This window comes from Halanaerobium sp. MA284_MarDTE_T2, assembly GCF_003337245.1.
GTDB lineage: Bacteria > Bacillota > Halanaerobiia > Halanaerobiales > Halanaerobiaceae > QPJE01.
Window position 1 is genome coordinate 19,699 of the sequence record NZ_QPJE01000003.1, and the last position, 25,100, is coordinate 44,798.

General features: G+C 33.5%; 23 protein-coding genes and 1 riboswitch. Of the genes, 22 read left to right on the forward strand and 1 reads right to left on the reverse strand.

Annotated features, from left to right (window positions below; translation table 11 throughout):
* The 15 genes from cbiG (at position 1) to DFR78_RS02165 (ending at position 15,867) form a co-directional block, all read left to right on the forward strand.
* Positions 1-1,065: a cobalt-precorrin 5A hydrolase gene (gene cbiG / locus DFR78_RS02095; protein WP_114457197.1), complete on the forward strand. Its 1,065-nt coding sequence runs from the start codon at positions 1-3 to the stop codon at positions 1,063-1,065.
* Positions 1,058-2,509: a cobyrinate a,c-diamide synthase gene (locus tag DFR78_RS02100; RefSeq protein WP_114457198.1), complete on the forward strand. Its 1,452-nt coding sequence runs from the start codon at positions 1,058-1,060 to the stop codon at positions 2,507-2,509. Before cbiG ends, DFR78_RS02100 begins: the two co-directional genes overlap by 8 nt.
* A gap of 1 nt (position 2,510) precedes the next feature.
* Complete coding sequence (gene cbiB, locus DFR78_RS02105) at positions 2,511-3,461, forward strand: adenosylcobinamide-phosphate synthase CbiB (RefSeq protein ID WP_114457199.1); 951 nt, start codon at positions 2,511-2,513, stop codon at positions 3,459-3,461.
* A gap of 100 nt (positions 3,462-3,561) precedes the next feature.
* Positions 3,562-4,491, forward strand: coding sequence for a GHMP kinase (locus DFR78_RS02110; RefSeq protein ID WP_114457200.1), 930 nt, complete (start codon positions 3,562-3,564; stop codon positions 4,489-4,491).
* Positions 4,460-5,554, forward strand: a complete 1,095-nt coding sequence (gene cobD / locus DFR78_RS02115) for a threonine-phosphate decarboxylase CobD (RefSeq protein WP_114457201.1) — start codon at positions 4,460-4,462, stop codon at positions 5,552-5,554. The genes DFR78_RS02110 and cobD overlap by 32 nt, the downstream gene beginning before the upstream one ends.
* Positions 5,555-5,665: 111 nt before the next feature.
* Positions 5,666-6,595, forward strand: a complete 930-nt coding sequence (hemC, locus tag DFR78_RS02120; RefSeq protein WP_158531693.1) for a hydroxymethylbilane synthase — start codon at positions 5,666-5,668, stop codon at positions 6,593-6,595.
* 16 nt (positions 6,596-6,611) lie between these two features.
* A complete protein-coding gene (gene cobA / locus DFR78_RS02125; protein WP_114457203.1) occupies positions 6,612-8,195 on the forward strand; it encodes a uroporphyrinogen-III C-methyltransferase in 1,584 nt (527 codons plus the stop codon).
* Positions 8,196-8,211: 16 nt separating this feature from the next.
* Positions 8,212-9,183 (forward strand): porphobilinogen synthase, encoded by a 972-nt coding sequence (gene hemB, locus DFR78_RS02130; protein ID WP_114457204.1) that lies wholly within the window; start codon positions 8,212-8,214, stop codon positions 9,181-9,183.
* 60 nt (positions 9,184-9,243) lie between these two features.
* Complete coding sequence (gene hemL / locus DFR78_RS02135) at positions 9,244-10,545, forward strand: glutamate-1-semialdehyde 2,1-aminomutase (RefSeq protein ID WP_114457205.1); 1,302 nt, start codon at positions 9,244-9,246, stop codon at positions 10,543-10,545.
* Positions 10,546-10,740: 195 nt separating this feature from the next.
* Positions 10,741-11,382, forward strand: a complete 642-nt coding sequence (locus DFR78_RS02140) for a GTP pyrophosphokinase family protein (protein WP_114457206.1) — start codon at positions 10,741-10,743, stop codon at positions 11,380-11,382.
* A 184-nt stretch (positions 11,383-11,566) separates the two neighbouring features.
* Complete coding sequence (locus DFR78_RS02145; protein ID WP_114457207.1) at positions 11,567-12,685, forward strand: aminotransferase; 1,119 nt, start codon at positions 11,567-11,569, stop codon at positions 12,683-12,685.
* 100 nt (positions 12,686-12,785) lie between these two features.
* Positions 12,786-13,277, forward strand: a complete 492-nt coding sequence (locus DFR78_RS02150) for an NUDIX domain-containing protein (protein ID WP_147267743.1) — start codon at positions 12,786-12,788, stop codon at positions 13,275-13,277.
* 78 nt (positions 13,278-13,355) lie between these two features.
* On the forward strand, positions 13,356-13,820 hold the full coding sequence (locus tag DFR78_RS02155) for a hypothetical protein (protein WP_114457209.1): 465 nt from the start codon (positions 13,356-13,358) through the stop codon (positions 13,818-13,820).
* A gap of 85 nt (positions 13,821-13,905) precedes the next feature.
* On the forward strand, positions 13,906-15,063 hold the full coding sequence (locus DFR78_RS02160) for a ribose-phosphate pyrophosphokinase (RefSeq protein ID WP_114457210.1): 1,158 nt from the start codon (positions 13,906-13,908) through the stop codon (positions 15,061-15,063).
* A gap of 6 nt (positions 15,064-15,069) precedes the next feature.
* On the forward strand, positions 15,070-15,867 hold the full coding sequence (locus DFR78_RS02165; protein WP_114457211.1) for an alpha/beta hydrolase family protein: 798 nt from the start codon (positions 15,070-15,072) through the stop codon (positions 15,865-15,867).
* Here the strand turns inward: DFR78_RS02165 and DFR78_RS02170 are convergent.
* Positions 15,828-16,328: a YkgJ family cysteine cluster protein gene (locus tag DFR78_RS02170; protein WP_114457212.1), complete on the reverse strand. Its 501-nt coding sequence runs from the start codon at positions 16,326-16,328 to the stop codon at positions 15,828-15,830. The genes DFR78_RS02165 and DFR78_RS02170 overlap by 40 nt on opposite strands.
* Positions 16,329-16,513: 185 nt before the next feature.
* Between DFR78_RS02170 and DFR78_RS02175 the strand changes: the two genes are divergently transcribed.
* From DFR78_RS02175 to DFR78_RS02205, 7 genes are all read left to right on the forward strand, one after another.
* Positions 16,514-17,392: a selenium metabolism-associated LysR family transcriptional regulator gene (locus tag DFR78_RS02175; RefSeq protein WP_114457213.1), complete on the forward strand. Its 879-nt coding sequence runs from the start codon at positions 16,514-16,516 to the stop codon at positions 17,390-17,392.
* A gap of 251 nt (positions 17,393-17,643) precedes the next feature.
* Positions 17,644-17,758: riboswitch (FMN riboswitch) on the forward strand.
* A gap of 140 nt (positions 17,759-17,898) precedes the next feature.
* Positions 17,899-19,005 (forward strand): bifunctional diaminohydroxyphosphoribosylaminopyrimidine deaminase/5-amino-6-(5-phosphoribosylamino)uracil reductase RibD, encoded by a 1,107-nt coding sequence (ribD, locus tag DFR78_RS02180; protein ID WP_114457214.1) that lies wholly within the window; start codon positions 17,899-17,901, stop codon positions 19,003-19,005.
* 139 nt (positions 19,006-19,144) lie between these two features.
* Entirely contained in the window at positions 19,145-19,813 is a 669-nt protein-coding gene (gene ribE / locus DFR78_RS02185) for a riboflavin synthase (protein WP_233486944.1), read from the forward strand.
* A 186-nt stretch (positions 19,814-19,999) separates the two neighbouring features.
* Positions 20,000-21,208, forward strand: a complete 1,209-nt coding sequence (locus tag DFR78_RS02190; RefSeq protein WP_114457216.1) for a bifunctional 3,4-dihydroxy-2-butanone-4-phosphate synthase/GTP cyclohydrolase II — start codon at positions 20,000-20,002, stop codon at positions 21,206-21,208.
* A complete protein-coding gene (ribE, locus tag DFR78_RS02195; RefSeq protein ID WP_114457217.1) occupies positions 21,208-21,672 on the forward strand; it encodes a 6,7-dimethyl-8-ribityllumazine synthase in 465 nt (154 codons plus the stop codon). The genes DFR78_RS02190 and ribE (DFR78_RS02195) overlap by 1 nt, the downstream gene beginning before the upstream one ends.
* Before the next feature lie 78 nt (positions 21,673-21,750).
* On the forward strand, positions 21,751-22,803 hold the full coding sequence (locus DFR78_RS02200; protein WP_114457218.1) for a lysylphosphatidylglycerol synthase transmembrane domain-containing protein: 1,053 nt from the start codon (positions 21,751-21,753) through the stop codon (positions 22,801-22,803).
* The gene (locus DFR78_RS02205) at positions 22,796-24,994 is read left to right on the forward strand and encodes a glycosyltransferase (RefSeq protein ID WP_114457219.1); all 2,199 of its coding nucleotides are present in this window, start codon (positions 22,796-22,798) and stop codon (positions 24,992-24,994) included. Before DFR78_RS02200 ends, DFR78_RS02205 begins: the two co-directional genes overlap by 8 nt.
* The last annotated feature ends 106 nt before the right edge of the window (positions 24,995-25,100 follow it).

Here is a 25,100-nt window from a genome sequence, read left to right on the forward strand (position 1 = left end):
ATGCTGAAAGATAAAAAAATAGCTATAATTATTTTGACTCCAGCCGCCAAAAAAATAGCTCTAAAGCTAAAAAAAGTAGTCAGCAGCCTGGATATATATTCGCCAAATAAATTAAAAGATAAGAATAATCAATTTTATTATTTTAATTCATTTAAAACAACAATAAATGATATATTTAATAAATATGATGGCATAGTTTTTATCATGGCCCTGGGGATAGTTGTGCGGATAATTGCTCCGCTGCTGAATAACAAAAAAACTGATCCAGCTGTAATAACAATTGATGACTCAGGCCAGAATGTAATCAGTACTCTTTCTGGTCATCTGGGAGGAGCAAATCTGCTGACAGTAGAAATTGCTGCTGTTTTAGACTCTAATCCTGTAATTACTACCGCCACAGATTGCAGTAATCAGCCTGCATTTGATCTTTTAGCTCAGAAACTTAACTGCAAAATAGAGCCTTTTAAAAGATTGAAAAAGGCAAATGGAGCTCTACTATTTGGTAAAGAAGTTCATATTTATACTGATTATAAAATTCATATTAAAGAAACTAAAAAATTAAAAAAACATAGTTTAAATTATGTTAATAACAAGATTAAAGATGATGTTTTTGAAGTTATTATTTCCAATCAGCAGTATAAATTAAAAGAAAATCAACTGCAGTTAATTCCCAGAAATATTATTATTGGTATTGGCTGTAGAAAAAATATCTCTTTTTTCGCTATTAAAAGTGCATTAAATTCAATTTTGATTGAAAACAATTTATCTCGAGAAAGTATAAAAAAATTAGCAACTATTGATTTAAAAAAGAATGAAAAAGGTATTTTAAAACTGGCAGAAAAAAATGACTGGCCGCTTGAAATAATTACGCGAAAAAAAATCAGAGAAATTGAAGATAGTTTAAAAATAAAAAAATCAGATTTTGTTAAAAAAACAATTGGAGTTGCGGCAGCAGCAGCCCCGGCAGCAATTCTGGCATCAAACAATGGGGAATTAATAGTAGATAAGCAAAAATATGCAGGAATTACTCTAGCAGTTTTTGAGGAGGAAATTGAAAGTGAATAAAAAATTACTTATTGCCGGCAGTCGGAGTGGAGTTGGTAAAACTACAATTTCATTAGGGTTAATGGCAGCACTTAAAAAGCGAGGGCTTAAAGTACAGCCATTTAAAGTTGGACCTGATTATATAGATCCTGGTTTTCATACTTTAATCTGTGGTAGGGATTCTTATAATTTAGACAGCTATTTTTTGGGAGCAGCTGGAGTTAAAAAAGTCTTTTCAGAAAACAGTAAGCAGGCTGATATCTCGATGATTGAAGGAGTTATGGGTTTATTTGATGGTAAAGGTAAAGAGTCAGTCAGCAGTTCAGCTGAAATAGCTAAAATTATCAAGGCGTCTGTTATTTTAATTATTGATGCTCGCAAAGTTGCTCAGAGTGCTGCAGCAGTAGTCTATGGTTATAAAAATTACGATCAAAAATTAAACCTAAAAGGAGTTATAATTAATAATATAAGCAGTCCTCATCATTTCAAACTATTAAAAGAAGCAATTAAAGCTAAAATGAATGACTTAGTAGTTTTGGGCTATCTTCCTAAAAATCAGGATCTCGAACTTCCGGAAAGACATCTTGGTCTGGTACCAGTTTCTGAAAGTAGTGAACTTAAAGCATACAGTCAAAAATTAATTGAGATTATGGAAAAATATATTGATATTGAGCAGGTAATAGAAATTTCGCAAGTAGAACCAGAAAATTTATTTAAAGATAATTCGGCTACGAAATCAACTATAAAAAATATAAAGATAAAAAATAAAAGAGAAGAAAAAATTGAAACAAAAAGTTTTTCTGAAAATTTTAAAGGAAAAATGGAATCTGCAAATATAAAAATAGGTATTGCTTCTGATCAGGCTTTTAACTTTTATTATCAAATAAATTTAGATCTTTTAAAAGCAGCGGGAGCAAAAATTGTCGAGTTCAGCCCCTTAACAGATTCTAGACTCCCTGAAGTAGATGCAGTTTATCTGGGAGGAGGATTTCCCGAAAGTTTTTTGCAAGAACTTGCTGCAAATAGAGAATTCAAAAGCGATTTCAAAGAAAAAGTCAAACAGGGACTTCCAGCTTATGCAGAATGCGGAGGGCTGATGTATTTCTGCCGTCAGGTCAAAGATTTTGAGGGGAAAGAATTTCAAATGCTGGACTTACTTCCAGCCGAGATAGAAATGACTTCTAAATTACAGGAAATGGGATATCGAGAAGTTGAAGCTTCAGCTGATAACTTATTATTTAAAAAAGGAGAAAAAGCAAGAGGGCATGTGTTTCATTATTCCAGAATTTCAAAGATTGACCAAAAAGTTAAAAGAAGTTATAATTATCGAAAAAAAGAAGAGGGTTACAGCAGTCTGGATAATATTTTAGCCTCCTATATACACCTGCACTTTGCTTCTAACCTTCAAATAGTGAAAAATTATTTGGAAAAAGCTTTAATCTATAAAAAAAGTAGAGGTGCTTAGTTTGCAGTTCATATTATTTTTAATTATTGCCTTAATCATAGATTTGATTATTTCTGATCCGAACTGGATTACACATCCTGTTGTAATAATAGGTGGCTTAATAACTTTTTTGGAAAAACATTTACAAAAAGAAAGAGATGGTACTTTAGCTGCTAAATTAAAAGGTGGTTTTTTAGTAATCATAGTTTTATTAGTTAGCTATTTTATCTCAAATTATATTATTCAACAGTCACTGAGGCTAAATGAATATTTTGCTTATTTTATTGAAATAATTCTTCTGAGTTTAATGCTGGCCTTAAAAGGTTTGATCAAAGCTGGTAAAGAAGTTTATTTAGCCCTAAAAATCAATAATTTGGAGCAGGCCAGAAAAAAAGTCGATTTAATTGTGGGTAGAGACTGCAGTCAGAGCAGTCGCCAGGAAGTTATCAGAGCAGTTTTAGAAACTCTGGCTGAAAACACTTCAGATGGAATCCTGGCACCTGCCTTTTATTATCTTTTAGGAGGGCTTCCACTTGCTGTTACATATAAGGCAGTAAATACTATGGATTCGATGCTGGGTTATAAAAATGATAAATATATAAATTTTGGCTATGCAGCAGCTAAAACTGATGATTTTTTTAATTATATTCCCGCCAGGATTACAGCATTTTTAATTATTGCAGCATCTTTTCTACTTGATTTCGATTTTAAGTCAGCTTTTAAAACAGTTTTAAATGATGCAGCAAAACATCCCAGTCCAAATGCTGGTTATCCAGAGGCAGCAGCTGCAGGAGCACTTTCTCTGCGTTTTGGAGGAATCAATTATTATCAGGGAGAGGAGAGTTTTAGGGCCTATATCGGACAGAAAAAGAAAAAATTTGAGGCTAGTGATATTTTAAAGCTGAATAAAATAATTTATTATACGGTTGGATTATTTTTAATATTAGCTTTAATTATTTTTGCTTTGATTTAGAAATATCAAGAGCTTAAAAATATAAAATAAATATTTATAAAGTTAAATTTTTAATTTTAATTTGATTTATTAAAATTTAGTTATGAGAGGAGAATGAATAGTGCAGCAAGTTATACTTAGAGTTCCAGGCAGCTGTGGAGAACTTCTTCAGGGCAGTATAGATGATCAGAATTTTTTGATTTCCTGCCCAATAAATTTATATACTGAAGTAAAGGCTCATTTTATTGATTCTGAAAAAAAAATAATTATCAATAAGAACAACTCTAGCACAGAAAATACTTATAAAACAGAAATTGCAGTTAAAAAACTATTAAATCATTATAATTTTAAACAGAAAGCTATAAAAATCAGAATAAATTCTCAATTAATATCAGGAATTGGGATGGCTTCTTCCACAGCAGATATAAGTGCTGCTGCTGCAGCAGTAATGCTTTTATTAAAAAATAAAGTTGATTTTAAGCTTTTGAAAAAAATATGTCTTGATCTAGAACCCACTGACAGTGTTTTTTTGGAAGGGATTAGATTTTTTGATCACTTAAATGGGAAAAAAGATTATTTACTTACTGCTTTTCCTCCTGAAATAGATATACTAATCTTTAAAGAAAAAGGAACTGTGGATTCTATTAGCTTTAATCAATCAAAACAATTAAATCTTTTAAATAAAGACAAAGAAGAAAAAATAAAAAAATCTTTTAAATTAATAAAAAGTGGTTTTAAAGAAAATGATTATTATTTACTGGGGAGAGGTACTACTTTGAGCAGTCTTGCTCATCAAAAAATTCTTTATAAAAAAGATTTGAATAAATTATTACAGATAATCCAGAAAAATAATAAAATATATGGGATAAATATTGCTCACAGTGGTACCATGATTGGAGTTTTAGCAGCTAAAAATTTAAGAACAGAAAAAATTTTAAACGAAATTAAAGAAAAAACAGAGCTTGAGCATTTAAAAAGAGTTAAAATAATTTCAGGTGGAATAGAAAGGAGGGTTAATAATGGAACACATGCATGGAGGCAGATTAACTGAGATGGCTCAAAAAAATAATTTGGATCCTGATGAGATTATTGACTTTAGTGCTAATATAAATTTTTTAGGACCCCCGTCTTTACTCTTAGAAGCTATTAAAAGTAATATGAATAAAATAGAAAATTATCCTGAAATCAATTCGAAATCTCTTAAAAATGATATCGCAAAAAAACACTTTCTTGATCCTGAGCAGGTAACAGTTGCTAATGGTGCAGCAGAAATGATTTATCAGCTGACAAAGATATTAAAACCCAAAAAAGTGATGGTGATTGATCCTACATTTTCGGAATATGAGCTGGCAGCAGAGTCAGCAGCTGCAGCAGTAGAACATTTTAGCTTAAGTAAAAAAGCTGATTTTAAATTGGATTTAGAGAAGTTGAAAATAAGCTTAAATAAAGATATTGATCTATTGTTTATCTGTAATCCCAATAATCCAACTGCTCATTTATTAAAAACAGCTGAACTTGAAAGCTTAATTCAAAAAGCAGTTAAAGAAGAGATTATTGTTGTAATAGATGAAGCCTTTATAGATTTCTTAACTGATCCCGATAAATATTCAACAATTAAATTATTAGACAGTTATAATAATTTAGTAATACTTAAATCAATGACCAAACTATTTGCTATTCCAGGTTTGCGGCTGGGATATGCTCTAACAAATAAAAGTTTAAGTTTAGAACTGGAAACTAAAAGAGATCCCTGGTCAGTTAATTATTTTTCGCAGCTGGCTGGAGAGATTATTTTTTCCAATCAGCAGGAAATAAAAGATTATGTTAAATTAAGTCAAGAAAAAATTGCTGCCGAAAGAAAATACCTGTATCAAAAACTAAAAAAATTTAAAAAACTAAAAGTTTATCAGCCAACAACTAATTATATTTTTATAGATATTTCAGAAACAAATTATAACTCAGCCGAATTAAAACAGGAACTTTCCAAAGCAGCTATTTTAATTCGTAATTGTGATAGCTATTATAACCTACAGGATAACTATATTAGAGTTGCTGTTAAAAATAGAAAGGCAAATAAGATCTTAATTGAAAAATTAAAAATTATATTAGATTAAAAATTGGGTAGAGATTTTGGACATATTTCGGGAAGAGTCACTCAAATGGCAGCATTAATGTTGAATTTGAGAATCTCTTTTTATAAAATTAAGAAAATAAGGATGATTAAATTGAGTAAAAATTATATTATAGGTACTCGTGATAGCAATCTTGCTTTGAAACAGTGTAATATAGTAAAAGAAAAACTACAAAAAAAATTTCCAGAAATAGGATTTGAATTTAAAGAAATTTCAACAAAGGGAGATCGAGAAAGAGATAAAAAATTTGCTGATATTAATGCAGAAGGTATTTTTGTTAGAGAAATAGAAATGGCCCTGATTTCGAGGGAGGTTGATCTGGCAGTACATAGTTTTAAAGATCTTCCTACTAGGCTGCCCAAAGATTTAGAAATTGCAGCAATTGTTGATCGTGCTAATCGTTATGATGTACTTGCAGGGGCAGAAAAAAAGCTGGATGAATTACCTAAAGGGGCAAGGCTTGGAACTGGAAGTTTACGTCGAAAATCACAGCTTTTAGCTTACCGTTCTGATTTTGAAATTGTTCCTATCAGAGGCAATGTAGAAACAAGACTAAAAAAGATTAAAAGTCAGAATCTAGATGGTATAATTTTAGCTGCAGCCGGTTTGGAACGTCTAGGACTTAAAGCGCAGATTACAGAATATTTACCACCTGAGATTTGTCTTCCTGCTGCCAGACAGGGTGCAGTAGCAGTAGAAATTAGAAAAGAAAGTACTGAACTAAAAAAAATTTTAAAAATGATTGAAGATAAAAATACTGCTCTTGAAGTATGGACAGAGCATGCATTTTTAAAAGAGATGGAAGCTGGATGTCATGCACCACTTGCAGCCGAAGCATTAATTGAAGCTGAAAGCCTAACTTTAACAGCAGCAGTTGGGAAAATAGATGGCAGTAGAATTATAAAAAGAAAAGTCAGCACCAAAAAATTAAATTTAAATTCATTAAAAAAATTAGGAAAGGGTCTGGCACAAGAAATAAAAGCGGCTGGTGCAGCCGAAATTTTAGCTAGACTAAAGAAATAAAAAAGGAGAATAAAAAATGGGAGCAAAGGTTTATTTAACTGGAGCCGGTCCAGGTGATCCGTCTCTTTTAACATTAAAAGCAAAAAGAGCAATTGAAAAGGCAGACGTTATTTTATATGATCGTCTTGCAAATAATCGCTTCTTAGAATATGCCAGCAGTGAGGCCGAAAAAATTTATGTTGGTAAAAAAGCAAAGAATCATCACTATACTCAGTCCGAAATTGAGGCTTTAATGATTGAAAAAGTTAAAGTTGGAAAAACTGTCTGTAGGCTTAAAGGCGGAGATCCGTTTGTTTATGGTCGTGGGGGTGAAGAGGCTTTAAAATTAAAAGAAGCAGGAATTGATTTTGAAATCATTCCTGGTATTAGTTCTTCACTTGCGGTACCTCTTTATGCGGGGATTCCATTGACACAGAGACATCTAGCATCTTCATTTGCTGTGATTACCGGACACGAAGCAGCTGACAAAGAAAAGAGCACAATTGATATTGAAAAAATTGCAGCTGCTGTAGATACTCTGGTAGTTTTAATGGGAGTCGGTAAATTAGCTCAGACTGTAGAAAGAGTTTTAACTGCCGGTAAAAGTCCGGAAACTCCTGTGGCTCTAGTTCGCTGGGGAAGCCGATCCAAGCAGCAGACTATAACTGGCACATTAGACAACATAGTTCAAAAAGTTGAACAGGCAAATTTTAAGCCGCCAGCAGTAATTGTGATTGGAAGTGTTGTTAATTTACGAGAAAAGCTGGCTTGGTTTGAAAACAAAAAATTGTTGGGTAAAAATATTTTAGTTACTAGACCTAAAAAACAGGCAATTTCTTTTATAGAAATGATTGAAGGAGAGGCTGGCAGCGCTGTTTTTGCTCCAACAATTGAGATTAAAGCAGCTGAAAATATTGGTCCTTTACAGAAAGAGGTTGGTAATTTAGAAAACTATAGTCATCTAATTTTTACTTCGGTTAACGGTGTTAAGTATTTTATGCAAGAACTGGATCGTCAGCAGCTTGATTTAAGAGCTCTGGCTGGAACAAAAATAATGACAATTGGTTCTAAAACTGCTGAAGAATTAAGAGTAAATGGAATTAGAACAGATTTTTTACCTGAAGATTATTCAACTTCAGGTATCTTATATTATTTAAGAAAACTTCAGAGTAAAGGTGAAATTAATCTAAGACAAGCTTCATTTTTATTGCCCCGAGCGGATATTGCTCCTAAAATACTTGAAAAAGAACTTAAAAATATGGGCGCAAAAGTTAAAAATGTTGAAGCTTACAAAACAGAAGCAGTTGAGATGGAGGTAGAAATTTTAGATCTGCTTAAAAATGATGACCTTGACTTATTAACTTTTACCAGTTCTTCAACAGTAGATAATTTCATTATTGGTTTAGAAAAATTAATTAAGTCTCAAAATGAATTATTAGAAAATGATTCAAAAGAAATTGATCAAAAAAAATTATGGCAGCGGTTAAAAGAAATTCCAGCTGCTTGTATTGGTCCAGTAACAGCCAATCAAGCTAAAAAGTATGGATTGAATGTTAAAATTACAGCAGCAGAATATACTATTGAAGGTTTATTTGACGAAATTTTAAAATATTATTTATAAATGGAGGTTTTTTAAAATGGATTTAAATAGAAGACCGAGGCGTTTACGCAGTTCAAAAAATATTCGGGATTTAGTAAGGGAAACAAATTTATCTGCAGCAGACTTTGTTAAACCATTATTTGTAGTTAATGGTAAAAATATAAGAGAAGAAATTTCTTCAATGCCTGATAACTATCACTTATCTTTAGACCAGTTGCAAAAGGAAGTTGAAAGACTTTTAGATCTAGGAATTAAAGCAATTATACTTTTTGGGCTGCCTAAATACAAAGATGCAGAAGGGTCCAGTGCCTGGCAGCAGAATGGAATAGTACAAAAAGCTGTTCGACAGCTAAAAAAAGAATTTCCAGAACTTTTAGTGATTACTGATCTATGTTTATGTCAGTATACTGATCACGGCCACTGCGGAATTTTAGAAAACGGTAAAATCAAAAATGATGCAACTTTAAGTAGATTGGCTAAAATTGCACTTTCACATGCAGAGGCAGGTGCAGATATGATTGCTCCCTCAGATATGATGGACGGGAGAGTGGCAAAAATAAGGCAGACATTAGATGAAAATGGATTCAAGGAAATAGGAATTATGGCCTATTCTGCTAAATATCATTCATCATTTTATGGACCATTCCGTGATGCTGCTCATTCAGCACCAGAACAGGGTGACCGCAGCAGTTATCAGATGGATGCTGCTAATTCTGATGAAGCTTTAAGAGAAATAGAATTAGATATTAAGGAAGGTGCAGATATTATAATGGTTAAACCTGCTCTTTCTTATTTAGATATTATTCAAAAAGCCAGTGATAACTTTAATCTACCTCTGGCAGCTTATAATGTAAGTGGAGAATATGCAATGGTTAAGGCTGCAGCAGAAAAAGGATGGATTGATGAAAAAAGTGTTGCTTTAGAAATTTTAACTTCTATTAAAAGGGCAGGTGCAGATATTATCATTACATACTGGGCTGATAGTGCTGTTCAGTGGTTAAATGAATAATTAAAACTTTATAAACAGTAAATGTGTTGGTGTGAAAATATTAGCAAAGGAGTGATTTTGATGAGAGATAAAAGGAAAAAATCCAGTCAAGCTTTTAAGAAAGCAAAAAAATTTATTCCAGGTGGAGTTAATAGTCCAGCTCGAGCTTTTTCGGCTGTGGAAATGGATCCAATATTTATCGAAAAAGGAGATGGGGCCTATCTTTATGATATTGATGGTAATAAGTACTTAGATTATGTAAATTCCTGGGGCCCGATGATTTTAGGCTATAATCCACCCCAGGTAATAAAAAAATTAAAAAAACAGCTCAAAAAAGGTACAAGTTTTGGAGCTCCAACTGAAATTGAAACAGAAATTGCGCAATTAATAGTAGATTTTTATCCTGCAGTTGATAAAGTGAGAATGGTTAATTCTGGTACAGAAGCTACGATGAGTGCAATTAGGCTGGCGCGAGGTTATACTGGCAGGGATAAATTTATTAAGCTTGAAGGTTGTTATCATGGTCATGGGGATAGCCTTTTAGTTGATGCAGGTTCTGGGGTTGCAACTCTTGGTATTAAAGGTAGTCCTGGAGTAACTGAGAATACAGCTAAAGAGACAATAGTAGTACCTTATAATGATCAGGAGGCAGTTGAAAAAGTTTTTGCTGAATATGGATCTGATATTGCAGCTATTATTTTAGAACCTGTAACTGGTAATATGGGAGTTATTGCTCCTGAAATAGGTTATTTAGAATTTTTAAGAGAAATTACCCGAAAAAATGGGGCACTTTTAATTTTTGATGAGGTTATGACAGGTTTTCGCCTGGCCCAGGGCGGAGCTCAAGAATTATATGAGATTGAGCCTGATTTAAGTACTTTCGGTAAAATAATAGGTGGCGGAATGCCAGTTGGTGCCTATGCTGGCAAAAAAGAAATTATGGATTATGTTGCTCCTGCTGGGCCAGTTTATCAGGCAGGAACCTTATCTGGTAACCCGATGGCTATGCAGGCAGGATTAGCTACTTTAAAAAAATTAAAAAACAAAAGGATATATGATCAACTAGAAGCAAAAGCAGAAAAACTGGAAAAAGGGTTTAAAACGAATATTAAAAAGCTTAATTTCCCTGCTTATTTTAATCGAGTTGGTTCCATGTTTACTTTATTTTTTACTGAGAAAAAAGTAAAAAATTATCAGGATGTTAAAAACTGTGATTTAGATCTTTTTGCAGCTTATTTTAAAGAAATGATTAACCAAGGTATTTATTTACCCCCATCACGATTTGAGGCTAATTTTATTTCCCTTGCCTTAACTGATGAAGATTTAGAAAAAACTATTACTGCTAATTATCAAGCTTTAAAAAAATTGAAGGCTGGTTTATAAGAATTATATAATTAAAAGTATTTTATACTTTTTAGAATAGCTAAAAAAAGAAAGGAAATTCTGCTCTTATATGGTCAATTCAGCTTTTTGTTTTAAGTTGAAGAAAGAATATATTTAATCTATAATTATAATAATAAAAGAATATAGCTGCAAAAAATATTTTCTGAAAATTTCCTTAAGAAAGAGGGGATTGACTTGGATACTAAAAATGTTAAAAAAGCTGTAGATTGGTATAAAAAGAACAGAAAAAACTATAAAGAACTAACAGAGAAAACTGCTTCTATTATCCGAAAAATATTAAAAGATAATGATATACTTTATCAAAGTTTAGAAAGCAGGACAAAAGATATAAAGAGCTTTGAAAGAAAAGCCAGACGGGACAAATATGTTGATCCTCAAAATGAAATTACTGATCTGGCAGGTATACGTATTATTACACTGTTTGAAAAAGATGTTTACAATATTAGTGATCTGATAAAGGAAAACTTTGAAATCGACTATATAAATAGTGAGGATAAATCTGATCTGCTGGATGCTGACAGAATGGGATATAAATCTGTTCACTATGTTGCCGCACTTTCTGAAAAACATTTGAATATAGAAAAATACAGCAGATTTTCTGGAATGGTTTTTGAAATTCAGCTAAGAAGCATACTTCAACATGCCTGGGCGGAAATTGAACATGACAGAAATTATAAGCTGCAGGGAAACCTGCCCAGACATCTGCAGAGAAGATTTTATTCTCTGGCTGGTATGCTGGAGATTGCCGACAGGGAGTTTAATTCTCTTGCAGAAGAAGTGGAAAAATACAAAAAAGTTTTTAGAGCTGAAAAATAATTATGTGATAAATTTATATAGTAAAAATTTCAATATTCATACTTTTGGCAGCATAATTTAAAAAATGGAGAAAGTTTAGTTATATATTTGTTAATGGAGAAAAAATAATATAAAATATAATTAAATTAGATCCAATTAAAATTGTAATTCAAATAGAAAATTATTTAGCTGGAGGAATGATAAAATGAAAATACCGCCATTTAAAGTAGAAGAGTGGATGAATGAGTATGAAATGGAAGCGGAATATAATATAGCAGAGACATGTGTTGAATCTTTAACTGTTGAGGAACTGCTGGAGCTTTCTGGAGAAGCTGAAGAGAAAATTAACAGGATAAAAGAAATGAAACTGACATATGGTCACATAACAGGATCCCCGGAATTCAAAAAAGAAGTAAGCACTCTTTATCAGACTTTAAATGAAGATAATATTCTTGCCACACATGGAGCAATTGGTGCTAATTTTTTAGCAATTTATTCTCTTGTGGAAAGTACTGATAATGTTGTTTCAGTTTTTCCTACCTATCAGCAGCTTTATTCTATACCTGCCTCATTTGGAGCAGAAGTAAGAAGGCTTAATCTTAAGTATAAAGATGGATTTATGCCTGATCTAAATGAAATTAAAAGTCTGGTTGATGAAAATACAAAGTTAATTGCTATTAACAATCCCAATAATCCTTCCGGGGCTCTGATGAGAGAAGATGTTTTAAAAGAAGTGGTCGAGATAGCTCGCTCAGTTGATGCATATCTGCTGAGTGATGAGGTTTACCGCGGTCTGTACCAGGAAGATATTGAAGTATCGTCTGCAGCTGACCTTTACGAAAAAGCAGTCAGCATCGGGAGCATGTCCAAAGTTTTTTCTCTGGCCGGACTGAGAATGGGCTGGATTGCAGCCGGGAAAGACGTAATTGAACTCTGTCAGCAGCATCGGGACTATACAGAGATCAGTATTGGTATGATAGATGATTATCTTTCTGTAATAGCACTTAAAAACAGAGATAAAATATTTGCTAGAAATACTGAAAAGATCAGAACACAGCTTGAACTGCTGGATAGCTGGGTAAAAAATGAGGAGCTGATAGATTACGTAAAACCACAGGCAGGAACAACAGCTTTTCTAAAATATAATTTAGATATCGGTTCAGAAGAGCTGTGCCGCAGATTATTTGCTGAAAAGGGTGTGCTGGCAGTACCTGGCAGTGCATTTGGAAGAGATGGTTTTTTTAGAGTTGGTTTTGCAGGAAATAAAGATGAACTTGTTAAGGGACTGCAGCTGTTAAAAGAACTGCTGTATGAACTTGCTTAAAAATTTTTGGACTAATGTCTCAATCTGGTTATCAATACAGAAGTAGTTGGGTGAAATTTTTGGAATTCAGCAAATAAATAATATAAATGGTGTGATAAAAATGGTTAAAAAGATAAGTGAGAAGTATTTGAATACTGTAATAGTTGTTTTCTGTTATTTAATTAAAGATGATAAGGTACTGCTTATAAAGAGAAACAATCCACCTGCACAGTATGAATATACTGTAGTGGGTGGAAAAAAAGAAAAAAACGAGAATCTGATAGATGCTTGTAAGCGAGAAGTAGAAGAAGAAACCAATCTTTTAGTTGATAACCTGAAGTTGATGGGAATAATAAACAATTTTATTGATGGACTTGAAGAAGAGTATCTGACATTTTATTTTAAGACTGAAAACTTTACTGGTGAAATAAAATCCAGTCTTGAAGGAAATGTACAGTGGTGTAATATTGAAGAAAGTTTTAAAAAAGAAGGGATAAGTAGATATTATGAGGAAATATCCCCTTTTGTTTTTGCAGGCGAGTTTTTTCTTGGTGATATATTTGTAGATCAGGAAGGAAAAATTAAAGAAGTTAAAATAAAAGCGGATTATTAAAAATAAAAACAGGAAATTTGATTTCTGTGTCTAATTTTATAGAATAGAGAATTGCTATGGATATGGAGGTGAGTTGAATTGTTCAGGAATGCTGGTTTTAATATTCTGCTGTCAGTATTACTAATTGTTGTGATAGCTGTTTCAGTGACGACTTTTAGTCCAGCTGCTTCGGCTGACAAATTATTGGGCCAACTGCTTAAAACCTTTGGCATCGGATTTGTAGTAAGTGAATTTGCAGAACCTATTGATAATTTTATCAATACTCTAACTTTTAACAATGGTGTTCAGGTTGAAACCGCAACAAAGGTGGTGCCGATTGTTACAGTAGGTTCTGGCACTTTTGCAGGAGCAGTACAGGTGTCAGGACCGGCCGCAGAGATTAATAAGGTTCAGGCAGTTGCCCAGCTTGAAGGTGATTTTAGAGATGGTACATTTCGCATTAGAGCACTTGTACCTGTTAATACAAAAAATCCAATTGATATAAAAAATATTGATCGAATCGAAGGAGTGGGTGTAACTGCATTGATCGATGTTGATGTTTAAGCATATAAAATATACCGCTTTCTTATTAAAGTAAGATAGCGGTTTTTTACATGAAAAACTAAAATCATAAAGGGGATAAATATGAATGAAGGACAGTAAAGTATCTAAAATTCCTTATGGACATGTTGGTATAATTGTTCATAAGAGCTGTAAAGATTTGGGGGAAAAGATTGACGGACATCTTGCTGATCGGAGAAAATGGGAATTTAATCAGAGTAACAGCAAATATTTTCTCGAAGCATTAAAAGACAGCTATGTGATTGACAGTGATATCATACGATTTTCCAATGGAGAAGCAAAAGGAATCTTAAATGAGACAATCAGAGGTAAGGATATTTTTATAATTGCCGATGTGGGTAATTACAGCATCAAATATAATATGTTCGGTACAGAAAATAGAATGAGCCCTGATGATCATTTTCAGGATATTAAAAGGATGATTTCTGCCATCGCAGGTAAGGCACGTAGAATTTCTGTAATTATGCCGATGCTTTATGAAGGAAGGCAGGACAAGAGAAATTCCAGGGAATCACTGGACTGTGCAATGGCTCTGCAGGAATTAGAAAACCTGGGTGTAGAAAATATTTTTACTTTTGATGCACATGAAACCAGAGTACAAAATGCTATTCCTCTGATCGGTTTTGAAAGCCTGCATTCTACATATCAGATTATAAAATCCATGGTCGAAACACAAAATGAACTGCAGGTTGATAAGTCCAAACTGCTGGTAATAAGTCCGGACACAGGAGCAATGGATAGAGCTATCTACTATGCAAGTGTTCTGGGACTGGATGTCGGCCTTTTCTATAAAAGAAGAGATTACAAAAAAATTGTTAATGGGAAAAACCCAATTATACAGCATGAATATATGGGTTCAAAAGTTGCAGGCAAAGATGTTCTTATAGTGGATGATATGATTGCTTCTGGAGAATCAGTATTTGATATAGCCAGAGAGTTGAAGCAAAAAGATGCAGAAAATATCTATGTGGCTGTTTCTTTTGCCCTTTTTACTGAGGGGATAGATAAAATGGATGAATACTACAAAAAAGGAATTATCAAAAAGTTGTTTTCCACCAATTTGACTTATATTCCCGAAAAATTTAAACAGGCAGACTGGTTTCAGGAAGTAGATATGTCACAGCTGATTGCAACATTGATCGATAAAGTGAATTATGATGATTCCATCAGTCCACTGCTTGATGCAACAGATAAGATAAAAAAATTTCTGCAGAAAAAAGGGTGATCTAAATTGGCATACATACAGTGTGATTTTTTTTCAGAAGTGCTTAAGGTATCTACACAGATAAATGTAATACTGCCAGATGATATTGAAGATTTTAAAGATAAAAACGGAAAGATTCCGGTTATATATCTCCTGCATGGGTTGTCTGATAATCATACAGGATGGCAGAGATATACTTCAGTGGAAAGATATGTTCAAAAATGGGGTTATGCACTTGTAATGCCTGATGTTCAGAGAAGTTTTTATACAGATATGAAAAATGGATATAATTACTGGACATATGTTAGTGAAGAACTTCCGAAAATAGCAGAAAATTATTTTCCTATTTCAGATAAAAAAGAAGATAATTATGTGGCTGGCCTTTCTATGGGGGGATATGGAGCAGTTAAACTTGCTTTGAGACTGCCGGATAAATTTGCAGCTGCAGCCAGCCTTTCAGGTGCTGTTGATCTGGCAAGAAGAATAATGGATTTTTCTGATGATGAAAAAAGAATGGCAGAATTCAGGAGGATTTTTGGTGTTCTAGAAAAATTGAAAGGCAGCAGTAATGATCTGCTTTACCTTTTATCTGAAGTTCAGGATGTAGAAAAATTACCCCGGCTTTATTTGTGCTGTGGTACAGAAGATTTTCTTTATCAGGATAATTTAACATTCAAAAAAATCTGTGAAGAAAAAGGTGTGGATCTGACTTTTGAAGAAGAAAAAGCCGGTCATGAGTGGGAATACTGGGATAAAAAAATTCAGGATGTTTTCCGCTGGTTTTATCAGTTCAGAAGTTCTTCTTTAAGTTCTTCCAGTACATAATATACAATTGGACATATCAAACTGTTATCTAAAAGTTCTATCAGTCTATGGTTAATATTATCTTTGTACAGGTGAGGAAATGAACTGCATGCTTCAGGCCTGATTTGATATATGGTACATTTATTATCTTCCTGCATAAAGGGACAGCTGTCACCTTTGAGGACATAACCTCCCGGTATTTCTTTTTCGATATATTTTTTTTTGAACTTCTCTACACTTATATTAAATTCATGAGAAATTGCAAGTATTTTTGCATGGGACAGACTGGGAATGAGGCTGTGGCAGCAGTTTCCGCATTTTAGGCAGTCGTATTCTCGGAGATATTTTTTACCCAGTCTGTGGACTATTTTATCTACTTTTTTGTGGTCATAATTTTGGAGAAAGATTAAAAATTCTCTATTCTCTGATTCTTTTTCTTCTGCAAGTCTTAAAATTTTTTTAATATCATATTCAAAATTCATATTGATCAGGCTCCAGTCTTTAGTATGTTTTTAAATTTATGGTTAGTTAAAATTATTATCTGATAAATTTACTTTTAGTATACCATATTAAGCTCAACGTGTGTAGTATTTAATAACAGAGAGTTAAAATTATGTCATGTTAATATTAACAGTAAATAAAAAACTTAGAAATACAGGTGAATACTATGAAGCTAAATACGTTAAAAATATTTGTTAACTTAATAGATTTAGGCAGCTATTCGCTCACAGCAGAGAAGTTGAATTTAACTCAGCCTGCAGTCAGTATGCAGATTAAATCTCTTGAAGAAAAATTTAAAGATAAGCTGGTGGAGAAAGAACAGGGAGAGTTAAAGCTGACTCCTGTTGGAAAGATCATTTACAGTGAGGGAAAAAAGATTTTACAGACCTGGGATGATCTACTGCAGAAGGTTGAGATGAACAGGGGGAAAGAAGTTAAAGAGCTGCATATAGCTTCCAGTACAATTCCATCTGAATATATGATCCCCGATATTTTATCCTGTCTTTTAAATTATATTCCCGATCTAATGGTAGAAGTTGCTGTAAGTGACAGCGCTAAATCCATAGAAATGCTGGAGGAAAACAAAGTTGACCTTGCTGTGGTTGGATATAGGCCGGAAAATAGTAAGTTTAAAATTCTTGAGGCAGCTGATGACAGGCTGAAGCTGATTCTTCCTGCTGATCATGAGCTGGTCTTTAAGGATAATATTTCTCTAAAAGATCTGCAGAACGAAAAAATGATTATAAGGGAAAAAGGATCAGGTACGAGAAAAGCAATGGAGGCTGGATTTAAAAGATTATCATTAAATTTAAATGACTTCAATATAGTCGGTCAGCTGGGCAGTACTGAATCTGTTTTATCTGCAGTTCAGGCAGGACTGGGTATATCTTTTGTTTCACAGCTGGCATCTTCCAAAGCAGCAGGCTGCAGACCTGTTGTAGAAAAAGATGTTGCTGATATGCAGAGCGGCAGAAAATTTTATCTTGCTTTTTTTAAGAGCAGAGAGAATGATTCTATAATTAAGCGATTTATCGACTGTCTTTAAATATAAAAATTAAATACACTTCAATTTTATCCGTGTTTATCCGTGGGTAATGCTGGCAGTATTATTATTTACTATTTTTACCGGATATGGCAGAACATTTATATCTGATGAAAAAACTGCTGTGCCTAAAAATAAAAAGTAAGCCAGCGGTAAAGCTACTGCTGTTGAAAAAGTATAGCAGGATGTTTTTTTTACAATAAACCTTTACAAATAGATACAGAACTGATAGAATAAATTCAGAAAAATTGAATATTAACTAACGAGGATGGGTGAAATTCCCTACCGGTGGTAAAGTCCACAAGCCTTTGGGGTTGATCTGGTGTAATTCCAGTACCGACAGTACAGTCTGGAAGGGAGTTAGGTGTTTCTGATGAGAAATTACCTAAATTTGTTCTGCATCTGCATTATAAATTTAATCTGCAGAGATGATATTTAAGGTGTTTTTCGGCAGTGATGACTTCATACCCTTCCAGAAATGGAAGGATTTTTTAATTGGAGGTGTGTTAATGGAAAAAGAGGATAGAAAATATATGCAGAGGGCACTGGAGTTAGCTGTAAAAGGTGAGGGTTTTACCAGCCCCAATCCTGTTGTTGGTGCAGTTGTTGTGAATAATGGAATTATAGTTGGAGAGGGGTATCATAAATATTATGGAGGTCCACATGCAGAGGTTTATGCTCTCAATGCAGCTGGCGAAAAAGCAGCAGGAGGGACTATATATGTAACATTAGAACCCTGCAGCCATTATGGGAAAACACCACCATGTGCTCTAAAAATTATAGATTCCGATATAAGAAGGGCCGTTATAGCGCTGGAAGATCCCAATCCTGAAGTTGCTGGAGGAGGTATTGAAATGCTCAAAGAAGCTGGTATAGAAGTTGAAGTTGGTCTTCTAAAAAAGGAGGCTGAAAAATTAAATGAAATTTTTTTAAAATATATTACTTCTGATCTGCCCTATGTATATCTCAAAAAAGCCCAGACTCTGGATGGATTTACTGCAGCCAGAAGTGGCGATTCTAAATGGATAACAAACAAAAAAGCAAGACTTGAAGGACATAAACTCCGCCATAAGGTTGATGCTGTACTGGTTGGTATTGGTACAGTTCTAAAGGATAATCCATCTCTCACCACAAGACTGGAAGATAGTCCCGGCAGAGACTCCCTGCGAATTGTTTTGGATTCTAAACTGAGAATTTCTGCTGATCTAAAGATATTAAATCAGGAATCTGACGCTGGAACACTGATAGTATGTGGTAGAGAGGCTGATAGAGATAAAAAAAACATATTATCTCAAAAAGAAAATGTAGAGATGATGGAAGTAGAACTTAATAGAGAAGGGAATATACCTGTTAAAAAACTGTTAAAAAAACTGCATAAACGAAAAATATCCAGTCTGCTTGTAGAAGGAGGGGCCAGGGTAAGTTATTCTTTTGCAAAGGCAGGACTGGTAGATAAATATTATTATTTTATTGCTCCTAAACTTCTGCTCGGAAGTGATGGGACTGCTGCTTTTTCGGGGGCTGGCCCGGAGCTGATGAAAGATGCAAAAGAACTTCATATAATTGAACAGAAAATGCTGGATGATAATATTTTTTTAATTGCGGAAGAAATTTGATTCCCTATCCACATTTTAAAAAGAGCGAGACTTTTTCGGCTGAATTTGGTAATAGATAATATTAAGACAGATAATTAATAAAGTATTTTAACGAGTATAGATAGTTTAACTTTAACTTAATAGATAAAAAAGTGAGGTGATGGTTGTGTTTACAGGAATTGTTCAGGAAACAGGAAAGCTGCAGAACAGAATTGAGGGTGCTACTAAATATCAGCTGAAAATATCAGCAGATAAAGTGCTGATAGATATTAAAAAAGGAGACAGTATTGCCGTTAATGGAGTCTGCCTTACTGTCGTAGATTTCGACAGCAGCTCTTTTACGGCAGATGTAATGCCGGAAACTTTAAATTCTACCAATCTATCTGATCTAAAAAGTTCTTCTATAATTAACCTGGAGCAGTCACTTAGAATGAATGATTTTGTGGGCGGCCATTTTGTTACAGGACATGTTGACGGTACTGCAGTTTTGAGAGATATCAAAAGAGAAAAAAATGCTCACCTGCTTCAGCTGGTCTGCAGTGATAATTTAACTCAGTATATAGTAAAAAAAGGTTCTGCAGCTTTAAATGGAGTAAGTCTGACAGTTATGGATATTAAAGAAAATATATTAACAATATCTCTGATACCGGAAACATGGAGTTCAACCAATTTTAAATATATAAAGCGGGGAGACAGGATTAATATTGAAGCTGATATTTTGGGGAAATATGTTCTAAAATTGCTGGGAAAAGATAGGAATCAGGTTAAAAGCGGCAGTAATAATAGTAGTATAACAGCTGACTTTTTAAAGAAAAATGGTTTTTATTAGAGTATTAATAGTTTTGGTTGATTAGTGGTTTAATTAGGCTGTATTTTCAAGTAAAATATAAAAAATTTCATTTATGACGGAATCTTTTTTGTAATTCTAAAAATAATTTTGAGTAAACTCCTTGTTATATCATTTCAAATTCATCAATTATTTTTTCTTAATTATATAAATCAGAAAGGAGCTATTATGAATAAAATTGAAGAAGCTTTACAGGATATTAGAAGTGGGAAGATGATTATTGTTGTTGATGATGAAGATCGAGAAAACGAAGGTGACCTTTTTATGGCAGCTGAAAAAGTAACAACAGAAAATATTAATTTTATGATAAAGGAAGGTAGAGGTCTTGTCTGTACACCAATGCAGGAAGAGAGATTAAAAGAGCTGGATCTTCCCCTTATGGTTAGTAAGAATACTGATCCACATAGAACAGCATTTACAGTTTCTGTTGATCACAAAGATACTACAACTGGGATTTCTGCTGAAGAAAGGGCTTTGACTATCAGCAGGCTTATTGATGAAGAGGCTAAAAAGACTGATTTTAATAGGCCTGGGCATGTATTCCCTCTTATTGCAAAAAGAGGTGGGGTTTTAAGGAGGGCCGGACATACAGAAGCTGCTGTGGATCTGGCAAAAATGGCAGGTCTTTATCCGGCCGGTGTAATTTGTGAGATTATTAAAGAAGATGGTCAGATGGCACGAATGCCGTATTTAGAAAAATTTGCGGAAAAATATGATTTAAAAATAGTCACTATAAAAGATCTTATTAAATACAGAAAAAGAAAAGATAAACTGATAAAAAAAGCGGCTGAAGCTGTACTGCCAACAAAATATGGAGAATTTGATATAAAGATTTACAGGAGTGAAATTGACAGCAGAGAGCATATTGCATTAGTTAAAGGTGATGTCCAAAATAAAGAGAATGTTCTTGTTAGAGTTCATTCTGAATGTCTTACAGGTGATACATTTGGTTCACTGCGATGTGACTGTGGAGAGCAGCTGGCTGCAGCCCTATCAATTATCAATAAAGAAAAAAGCGGAGTTTTTCTTTATATGAGGCAGGAAGGACGTGGTATTGGGCTGGTTAATAAGATAAAGGCATATGCACTTCAGGATAAAGGGATGGATACAGTTGAAGCAAATGTAGCACTCGGTTTTGACCCTGATCTCAGAGATTATGGTATTGGTGCTCAAATACTGGCTGATCTTGGCCTCAGCTCTATCAGACTGCTGACCAATAATCCCAAAAAGATTATTGGTTTGGAAGGTTATGGACTTAAAGTTACAGATAGAATTCCACTGGAAGTAGATCCAAATGAAGAAAATGAATTTTATCTTAAGGTAAAAAAAGAAAAAATGGGTCATATTTTAAATTTTAATAAAGGAGGAAAAGAATAATGACAAAAATTTATGAAGGAAAGCTGACAGGTAAAGGTATTAAAGTTGGTATAGTAGTAGGGCGTTTTAATGAATTTATATCCAGTAAACTTTTGGATGGGGCTCTTGATGGACTTAAAAGACACGGGGTTGAGGATGATAATATAGAGATTGCCTGGGTGCCTGGGTCTTTTGAAATTCCATTAACTGCTCAAAAAATGGCTTCAGGCAGCAAATATGATGGAGTTATAGCTCTTGGTGCAGTTATTAGAGGTGAAACACCACACTTTGATTATATTTCTTCTGAAGTGGCAAAAGGAGTTGCAAAGGTGGGACTGGATGCAGGAAAACCGGTTATATTTGGGGTTTTAACAACAGATACAATTGAGCAGGCCATTTCTCGGGCCGGTACAAAGTCAGGTAATAAGGGCTTTGATGCAGCTGTATCACTGATTGAGATGGTAAATCTTTTTAATGAATTATAAAAGCTGAAATTTACTTTTAAGCTCAGTTATATTATAATTATTTTAAACAATTATCTCTCAGCCAGGGTGGAGGCAGTTATGGAAAATAAAAACAACCAGGGAAAAAAAATAAGTTTAAGAAAATATATGTTTTATTTTGTACTTTTTTTAATTATATCTGCACTGACACTGTATTATATTTATAATCTGCTTGGAAAAGAATCTGAATTCAAGATCTTTTTAGAATTTCCTCTTCCAGTAATAAGTTCATTATTTGTACTGCTGATGCTTTATTTTGTACTGGATGGGCTGCGCCTATTTTTTATATTAAAAACACTGCAGATAGAAATTGAATTCCTTCATATTTTAAAGCTTGTATTTATAAATTTGTTTGTTTCCAATATTACACCTCTTGCTACCGGTGGTGGGGTGGCTCAGGTATATTTTCTTCACCGCAAAGGAATTCCTTTAGGCAGTGCTACAGCAGCAACTACTATCCGGACTGCCCTGGCTACTACAATTATTTTTACAGCAGCTCCACCTATACTTCTAAACAACCAGAAACTTTTGGCATCTTTTAGTGGCATACCCATTTTTGTGTATTTATTTATCTTTATAATTCTTTATTTTTTGGTTTTTTATATAATTATTTTTAAAAACAGATTTCTTAAAAAAGTTGTATATAGAGCCCTCAATTTTCTTAAAGAAAAAAATATTATTTCTGCCGATAAATATGATTCAGGGCTGAGATATATGCTGGAAAATATTAATCTGTTTGGAGAAAGATTGAGTTTTTTTTTGAAGGGGAATAAAGTACATATCTTTCTTTCTGTGCTTTTTACAATTTTATTTTTGCTGGCTGAGTTTTCCTTTTCTGTACTGCTTTTAATTGGAATGGGATATCAGATAAATTATTTGTCTGTTATTTTTCTGCAGCTTGTTGTTGTATTTTTTATGTACTTTGCTCCTACTCCTGGTGCAGCAGGTGTGGCAGAAGGTGGTTATTCTTTCTTTTTTAGCAGTTTTGTATCAAAACAGGATATTTTCCCACTACTGTTTGCCTGGCGATTTTTAACAAAATATGTAGGAATATTTATAGGTATACTGGTATTTTTATTTTTAATGACCAGAGGAGAGGACAGCAATGAATAGCAAAAAAGTCGTATTTTTAATTACAGTTTTTATTTTACTAATTTTATTTACACACAGTATCTATGCACCAATGACAATTGAAAATTTTAATGCTGTTAATTTGCAGAATATAAACCAGATTAAAGAAAATATAAAAGATAAAAAGTTTTCTTTTGCTGTTGTGGGAAATATAGAAAACTCTATCAGTATTTTTGATAAAAGAATACTGCCGGTTTTGAAATCCAATTCAGCAGATTTTATAATCTCCACTGGTAATAATGTGCGGGATGGTAATGAAGGTAAATACAGGGTTTTTTACCGCACACTGCAGAAAATGAATATACCATTTGTGACTGGAGTTGGGCAAAAAGAAATTGGAGATGAAGGATTTAAGAACTTTTATAAGTATTTTGGCCCATTTTATTTTTCTTTTGCTGCTGCTGATTCCTATTTTATTTTTCTGGATACAACCGGTCATACTCCGGACAACTGGCAGCAGTCATGGCTGGAAGATGAGCTTAAAACAGCTGTTTCTTTTGAAAATATTTTTGTAATAATGAATAAAGCTCCTTTTAAAGTGGAGACCGAATCACTGCTTGATGATAAAGAAAAGTTTATTGAACCTGATTCTAAACGAGAGTTTTACCAGTCATTATTTTCAGAATATAATGTGGATGCAGTTTTTTCGTCAAATGCTGATGTTTTTTCCAGAAAGAATATCAATGGTGTCAGCTATATTATAACCGGTGGTGCAGGAGGAGAACTGATATTAGAAAATGACAGCAGCTTTTATCATTATATAGAAGTTGAGGTTGACCAGGCTGGTGTTGATATCGAGGTAAAAAAACTTGAAAACAATCCCGGGATAATTGCAAAAATAGCTGTCAATATCTGGGTTGCGGTTCAATCTTTTATTTACACAAACTATATTAATATTATAATTGCCGCACTGATAATTTTTATGGTAGGTTATATAATTTATAGAGAAATGACAAGAGAAATTGACTATTACCGCAACTTTTCCTATTCGGAAGAGGTAGATGAGGACAGAAAACTAAAAATTGCTATGTTCACCAACAATTATTTTCCGGTAATAGGTGGTGTCCCTATTTCTATAGAAAGGCTGTCCAGATCTCTGCGCAATCTTGGACATGAGGTTAAGATATTTGCGCCTCAATATCCGGATTATGACAGAGAGAAAGAAAATATTATACGCTGCAGCTTACTATATTATTATAAACAGGATGGAATGGATATTCCTATAACTAATATTTTTTCCAGAAAGATAGAAAATGAATTTTATAAAAATGATTTTGATATTGTTCACTGTCATCACCCTTTCTGGCTTGGCTCAAAAGGAATGTCCTTAGGACACAAATATAATGTGCCGGTAGTTTTCACCTATCATACAAGGCTGGAAAAATATGCTCACTATATACCTGGATTTCTATTTTTGCGCAGGCTTTTTGCAAATAGGTTTGCCCATCTTATGATCAGACATTTTTCTAACAGGGCCAATGCTGTATTTGCCCCTACAGATTCTACACAAGAATATCTGAGGGCTATTGGTGTTAAACGATTTATTAAAGTTATACCGACAGGAGTGGATTTTGATAATTACAGCATAGATGAAGGTTCAATTTCCAAGCTGCGCAGTAAGCTGGCAGATGAAGAGATACTGCTCATTACTGTTGCCCGTCTTTCTAAAGAAAAAAATCTATATTTTCTGCTGGATGGAATTAAGTATGTTAAGAAAAATTCTGATTTAAATTTTAAACTAATTGTGCTGGGAGATGGACCGGAACGAGATAATCTTCAGGATTATATTAAGGAAAACAACTTAGAAAATAATGTTGAACTGCTGGGCAGCATCGATTTTGAGGAAATAAGCAGATATTATCTGGCTTCAGATTTATTTGTATTTGCTTCAACCAGTGAAACTCAGGGTATGGTTCTGCTGGAAGCCATGGCAGGTAAAACGCCTGTGGTTGCAGTTAGATCAAGTGGAACAGATGATGTAATTAAAAATGGATATAACGGTTATAAAACAGAAGAGGATGTAAAGAGCTGGGCCGAAAAAGTTATTAAGTTAATGAAAGATGATGAATTATTAGCGAAAACATCAGAAAACGCCCTAAAGATGGCACAGAAATATTCTATTATGAATATGGGAAAAGAAGCGGAAAAGGTTTATAAAAAGCTTCTTAAATAATCTGGTCTGTTCAACACTGATGAAAATATAATGAAGTTATTTAATCTGCAGTGACCTCTCCCACAAAAATTCATCTCACTTTATATCAAATTAAAATTTTAAATAA